The organism is Streptomyces sp. SAS_281 (genome assembly GCF_052542855.1).
This window is the reverse complement of sequence record NZ_JBMNDO010000235.1, coordinates 1-3,173: the sequence shown is the minus strand read 5'-3', so window position 1 is coordinate 3,173 and position 3,173 is coordinate 1. Positions and strand designations below refer to the sequence as shown.

At 68.6% G+C, this 3,173-nt stretch carries 3 protein-coding genes; 2 read left to right on the top strand and 1 reads right to left on the bottom strand.

Annotation, left to right across the window (positions count from 1 at the left end; genetic code table 11):
• The first annotated feature begins 190 nt into the window (after nucleotides 1-190).
• A complete protein-coding gene (locus tag ACN6LM_RS37770) occupies nucleotides 191-781 on the top strand; it encodes a hypothetical protein (protein WP_445069945.1) in 591 nt (196 codons plus the stop codon).
• 36 nt (nucleotides 782-817) lie between these two features.
• On the opposite strand, the gene ACN6LM_RS37765 is transcribed toward ACN6LM_RS37770, so the two are convergent.
• Entirely contained in the window at nucleotides 818-1,129 is a 312-nt protein-coding gene (locus tag ACN6LM_RS37765; RefSeq protein ID WP_445069944.1) for a ferredoxin, read from the bottom strand.
• A 241-nt stretch (nucleotides 1,130-1,370) separates the two neighbouring features.
• Here ACN6LM_RS37765 and arc point away from each other — a divergent pair, with 241 nt between their 5' ends.
• Complete coding sequence (gene arc / locus ACN6LM_RS37760) at nucleotides 1,371-3,137, top strand: proteasome ATPase (protein ID WP_445069943.1); 1,767 nt, start codon at nucleotides 1,371-1,373, stop codon at nucleotides 3,135-3,137.
• Nucleotides 3,138-3,173: the final 36 nt, after the last annotated feature.

Sequence of the window (3,173 nt, the reverse complement as noted above, 5' to 3'; positions counted from 1 at the left end):
CCCCCCCCCCCCCCCCCCCCCCCCCCCCCCCCCCCCCCCCCCCCCCCCCCCCCCCTCCTTTTCCGTACGCGGCCCGTCATCCTTGCGCACCCCACCGTTCCGCCGCCGTGTGAGGTGTGGCACGATGCTGGCCACCCCCGCACCGCCGACGCCGACGGCCGCACCACAGGAACCACAGGAGACAGCCCGCGTGCAGACCTCCGCGCTCCCGGACCTCGCGCACACCGACACCAGGCCCATGCACTGGCTCGCCACCGCGGCCGCCATGGCCGGCGTCGTCGCGGCAGCCGGTCTCCTCCAGCCCGACAGCAGCGCCTCGGCGTCCACCCGGCACCGCACCACGGCCCAGCAGCAGCACGAGGAGGCGGCCGTCGCCCCCGACCCGGCCGATGCGGACTTCCCCCTGGACTGCGGCAACGTCGGCAGCACCGTGGCCAAGCAGGCCCCCGGCGACCTCGACGGGGACGGCAGGCCCGAGACCGTCGCGGTGGTCCACTGCGCGGCCGGATCGGGCACCCCGCCCAGCGGCGTCTACGTCCTCACACAGGCGAGCGGGGCCGCACCCAGGATCGTCGCGACCCTGGTGGACCCCGCCCAGCAGCTGACCATCGGCGACTTCACGGTCCGCGACCGCGTCATCTCCGCCACACTCCTCGGCTACTCCTCGTCGTCCGTGCCCTCCTGCTGCCCCGACCAGCAGGAAAAAGTCACCTGGAAGTGGCAGAACGGCGCCTTCACCCGCAGCAGCGACACGGACAGGGGCGCCGGCGCAGGCGCCTGACCCCGGCCCGGCACCGCCGCCCTGAGCCCCGGACGGTCAGGCCGCCTCGGGGCCGTACACCTCGACCCTGTCCGAAACGCGACGTACGTGAATGCAGTCGCCCGGGCACTCCTTGGCCGAGTCCACGACGTCCTGGAGCAGCGGCAGCGGCACCGGCGCGGTCGCGCCCTTGTCCTGCAGCAGCTCCTCGTCCTCGCTCTTCACGTACGCCAGACCGTCGATGTCCAGCTCGAACACCTCGGGCGCGTACTGCACGCAGATGCCGTCCCCCGTGCACAGGTCCTGGTCGATCCACACCTCCAGGTCCTGCGCCTCGCCACCGTTGGGAGCGTCCTGCCGCACGGTCATGTCGCCTGCCGTTTCCTGCGTAGCCGGACCGGGAAAGAGCCAGCCCTGACGGGTGTTGAACGCTTTGACGATACAACCGGCCGCTTTCCGATGGTGAACGGTGGGTATCCCCCTGGGACGGGGAGAGCGCAAGGGTGAAGATCGGACACACCTCACAGTCTTTGTGATCTAGGGGTTTCAATCACCACCCACGCAGGTAGGGTCAGGAAGCGTCCAGCTCCCCTTGGAGGAGGTGAGGACCGTGGCAGCCCACGACGACGACATCAACCGCGGCATCCGGCCCGGGCGGGGGTCCGACGACCCAGCCGGCCAGGTCGCCTATCTCGAGCAGGAAATCGCCGTCCTGCGACGTAAGCTCGCCGACTCTCCGCGTCATACGAGGGTTCTCGAAGAGCGGATCGTCGAATTGCAGACCAACCTCGCAGGCGTGTCCGCCCAGAACGAACGGCTCGCCAGCACACTCCGCGAGGCCCGCGACCAGATCGTGGCCCTCAAGGAGGAGGTCGACCGGCTCGCACAGCCGCCGGCCGGCTTCGGGGTGTTCCTGCAGGCGAACGAGGACGGTACCTGCGACATCTTCACCGGGGGCCGCAAGCTCCGGGTGAACGTCAGCCCCAGCGTCGAACTCGACGACCTCAGGCGCGGCCAGGAGGTCATGCTCAACGAAGCGCTCAACGTGGTCGACGCCATGGAATTCGAGCGCGCCGGGGACATCGTCACCCTCAAGGAGATCCTTGAGGACGGCGAACGAGCCCTGGTCATCGGGCACACCGACGAGGAAAGGGTGGTGAGGCTCGCCGAGCCGCTGCTGGACATCACCATCCGCCCCGGCGACGCCCTGCTGCTCGAACCCCGCTCCGGCTACGTCTACGAAGTCGTGCCCAAGAGCGAGGTCGAGGAACTCGTCCTCGAAGAAGTGCCGGACATCGACTACGACAAGATCGGCGGCCTGGGCGACCAGATCGAGCTGATCCGCGACGCGGTCGAGCTCCCCTATCTCCACCCCGACCTCTTCAAGGAGCACGAGCTCCGCCCGCCGAAGGGCATCCTGCTCTACGGTCCGCCCGGCTGCGGCAAGACGCTCATCGCCAAGGCCGTCGCCAACTCCCTGGCGAAGAAGGTCGCCGAAGTCACCGGACAGCCCGCCGGCAAGAGCTACTTCCTCAACATCAAGGGCCCCGAGCTCCTGAACAAGTACGTCGGCGAGACCGAGCGCCACATCCGCCTGGTCTTCCAGCGTGCCCGCGAGAAGGCGAGCGAGGGCACCCCCGTCATCGTCTTCTTCGACGAGATGGAGTCGCTCTTCCGCACCCGTGGATCGGGCGTCAGCTCGGACGTGGAGAACACCATCGTCCCGCAGCTGCTCGCCGAGATCGACGGCGTGGAGGGCCTGGAGAACGTCATCGTCATCGGCGCCTCCAACCGCGAGGACATGATCGACCCGGCGATCCTGCGGCCGGGCCGGCTCGACGTCAAGATCAAGATCGAGCGTCCCGACGCGGAGGCCGCGAAGGACATCTTCGCGAAGTACCTCACGCCTTCGCTGCCGCTGCACTCGGACGACCTGGCCGAGCACACCGGCTCGAAGGAAGCCGCGGCGCACGCCATGATCCAGTCGGTCGTCGAGCGGATGTACACCGAGTCCGAGGAGAACCGCTTCCTCGAGGTCACGTACGCCAACGGCGACAAGGAAGTCCTGTACTTCAAGGACTTCAACTCCGGCGCGATGATCCAGAACATCGTGGACCGGGCCAAGAAGATGGCCATCAAGGCTTTCCTCGACCACGGCCAGAAGGGCCTTCGCGTCTCCCACCTCCTCCAGGCATGCGTGGACGAGTTCAAGGAGAACGAGGACCTGCCGAACACCACCAACCCGGACGACTGGGCCCGTATCTCCGGCAAGAAGGGCGAGCGGATCGTCTTCATCCGCACGCTCGTCACCGGAAAGCAGGGCGCGGACACCGGCCGCTCCATCGACACGGTGGCCAACACCGGTCAGTACCTGTAGAAGGCGTACCGGGGGGGGGGGGGGGGGGGGGGGGGG

Excerpts from the sequence above, each read along its gene's own strand:
- ACN6LM_RS37765 (WP_445069944.1), bottom strand. The coding sequence starts at position 1,129 with ATGACCGTGCGGCAGGACGCTCCCAACGGTGGCGAGGCGCAGGACCTG.